The organism is Stenotrophomonas pictorum JCM 9942, from assembly GCF_001310775.1.
Lineage (GTDB): Bacteria > Pseudomonadota > Gammaproteobacteria > Xanthomonadales > Xanthomonadaceae > Stenotrophomonas > Stenotrophomonas pictorum.
The window spans coordinates 1-2,450 of the sequence record NZ_BAZI01000391.1; the positions used below are offsets into that span (position 1 = coordinate 1).

Here is a 2,450-nt window from a genome sequence, read left to right on the forward strand (position 1 = left end):
CCCTGGCGCACCTTCTCGGCGTGCCGGCGATGCCGTTTGACCGCAGCCGCGGCGAACACAAACCGGCCCAGGTCGCCGTCATCGTCGAGGCCGATTGCATCGGCTGCACCAAGTGCATCCAGGCCTGCCCGGTGGACGCCATCGTCGGCGGCGCCAAGTACATGCACACGGTGCTGGCGGACCTGTGCACCGGCTGCGAGCTGTGCATCCCGCCGTGCCCGGTGGACTGCATCGAGCTGAAGCCCGCCCGCTGAGCAGGCAGCAAAAACGCCGGATTCCGCCGGCGTTTTCGTTTGCACGCAGGAAATACGCCCGCAGGTCTACGGCACCACGGCGGTGATCACGATCTCGATCTTCCAGTCCGGCCGGGCCAGCTTGGCCTGCACGGTGGCACGGGCCGGGGCGGCATCCTTGGGCACCCACGCATCCCACGCCTGGTTCATGCCGGCGAAGTCGGCCATATCGGCCAGGAAGATTTCCGCGCGCAGGATGTGGGACTTGTCGGTCACCGCCGTGCGCAGCAGCTCGTCGATGGCGGCCAGCACCTGCTGGGTCTGGCCGACGATGTCGGCGCTGGTGTCTTCCGGCACCTGCCCGGCCAGGTAGGCCACGTTGTTGTGGATGGTCATTTCCGACATGCGCGGGCCGGTATCGAAGCGCTGGATCATGGGGGGGGATTCCTTGCTGTGAGTGTGCGCGCCATTGTGACCCGAACCGGAAGTTTCAGCTGGTTCTTTGCGCCCGGCCCGCCACAGCGCGAGGGCGATCCCCAACAGCCAGCCCACCACCAGCGCGATGACCAGCTTCTGACCCAGCCCGCGCGGCTGGCCCGCCACAGCACGTGCAGCCACAGTAGGGCAAAGGTCAGCCACGCCCATTCCCACGCCCGTCGATGCAGCCATTGCCAGCGCCGATCGCGACCGAAGCACCAGGCCTGCAGGAGCATCGCCACGGTCACGCACAGGAACGCCGTCTGCGCCGACAGCGCATGCACGAACGGCGCAAGCGTGGGCGCATTGCCGGGCAACCAGCTGTCACCGATCGCCACGCCGGCCAGGCCCAGTCCGGCGACGCCGAACAGCACCGCCGGCAGGCCGCGACGTGCCGCACCATCCATCTGCCGGTACAACATCCAGCCCAGCAGCGTGATCGCCAACGCCAGCAGGCAATAGGCGCTGCGCAACCACAGGCCGTAGGGACCGTGCAGGTACAGACTCAAGGTGGCATGCAGCCAGTCAAGATCGGTACGGACGAACTGCAGCCACACCCCGACGCCGGCAAACACCGCCAGGCCGATCACTACCGTCGCCATCGCCGCACGCTGCACGGGTGCGGGCTGGTCCTGTTCGCCGTCCATCGCTCCGCGGGAATATGCCGCCGGTTGGGAAAGACCCGGCAGTCTATTACCCCGGGCCGAGGCATCACGACACGTCGATGGACAGGTTTGCCACCGTCCTAACACCCACCCGATAGTCTGGTGCGCCCGCACCGGCCCCGGTGCATCAGCCCGACCAGACCTGCATGAGTGAATCAGCTGCCACCCCGGGACCCGCGCTCGAAGGCTGGCGCCGCGCTGCCGCCATCGCCGCCACCCTGGTCATCATGGCCCTGGCCCTGCATGCGCTGGCCGGCGAGTTCGGTGGACACGGCTATCACCAGATCCGCAGCGCCCTACGCGGGCTGACGTGGCCACAGCTGGCGCTGACCACGTTGCTGGGCCTGGCCAGCTATGGCTGCCTGATCGGCTTTGACGCCATCGGCCTGCGCCACGCCCGACACCGGTTGCCCGCCTCACGCATCGGCATCACCGCCTTCCTGGCCCATACCACCGGGCAGACGCTGGGGTTTGCCGCACTCACCGGCGGCGCGGTGCGTCTGCGCAGCTACGGCGCCGCGGGCCTGAGCCTGGCCGAGATCGGGCAAGTGGTGCTGATGAGCACGCTGGGCTTCGGATTCGGTGCGTGGCTGTTGTTGGGATTGGCTCTGTGGCTGGAACCGGGGGCAGCGATGCGGGTGCTGCCACTGACCACCGCCACCGTGTCCGGCCTGGGCATCGCCATGCTGCTGGCCTTTGCCGCCCTGCTGGTGCTGGTCGGACGCAGCGGCCGCCGGATTGGGTGGCGGCAGCACCCGTTGTGGATTCCCGACCGCCGCACGGTGCTGGAGATCACCGCGCTGAGCGTGGTCGAACTGTGCCTGGCCTCGGCGGCGTTCTACGTGTTGTTGCCGCCACCGCAGGAACCGGGTTTCATCGGATTTGTCGGGGTGTACCTGGTGGCCACAGTGGCCGGGCTGATATCCACCGTTCCGGCGGGACTGGGCGTGTTCGAGTGGAGCCTGCTCAAACTGCTGCCGCAGGTGCCGCCGGCGGCCATCCTTGCGGCGGCCGTGGCCTACCGCCTCACCTATTACCTGCTGCCGCTGCTGCTGTCGGCCCTGCTGGCGGGGCT

The 2,450-nt window shown here is 68.3% G+C and carries 3 protein-coding genes and 1 pseudogene; 2 read left to right on the forward strand and 2 right to left on the reverse strand.

Annotation, left to right across the window (positions count from 1 at the left end; all coding sequences use genetic code 11):
• Positions 1-254: RnfABCDGE type electron transport complex subunit B (locus tag JCM9942_RS14140; protein WP_157722946.1), on the forward strand; the 254-nt coding region annotated here is incomplete at its 5' end.
• 66 nt (positions 255-320) lie between these two features.
• Here the strand turns inward: JCM9942_RS14140 and JCM9942_RS14145 are convergent.
• On the reverse strand, positions 321-668 hold the full coding sequence (locus JCM9942_RS14145) for a RidA family protein (protein ID WP_054660472.1): 348 nt from the start codon (positions 666-668) through the stop codon (positions 321-323).
• A 57-nt stretch (positions 669-725) separates the two neighbouring features.
• A pseudogene (locus tag JCM9942_RS14150) lies at positions 726-1,357 on the reverse strand (DUF998 domain-containing protein); the annotation flags it as partial.
• A 164-nt stretch (positions 1,358-1,521) separates the two neighbouring features.
• On the opposite strand from JCM9942_RS14150, the gene JCM9942_RS14155 reads away from it, so the two are divergent.
• Positions 1,522-2,450 (forward strand): lysylphosphatidylglycerol synthase domain-containing protein (locus JCM9942_RS14155; protein ID WP_172675129.1); only part of this gene is annotated, 929 nt, incomplete at its 3' end.

Excerpts from the sequence above, each read along its gene's own strand:
- JCM9942_RS14145 (WP_054660472.1), bottom strand. The coding sequence starts at position 668 with ATGATCCAGCGCTTCGATACCGGCCCGCGCATGTCGGAAATGACCATC.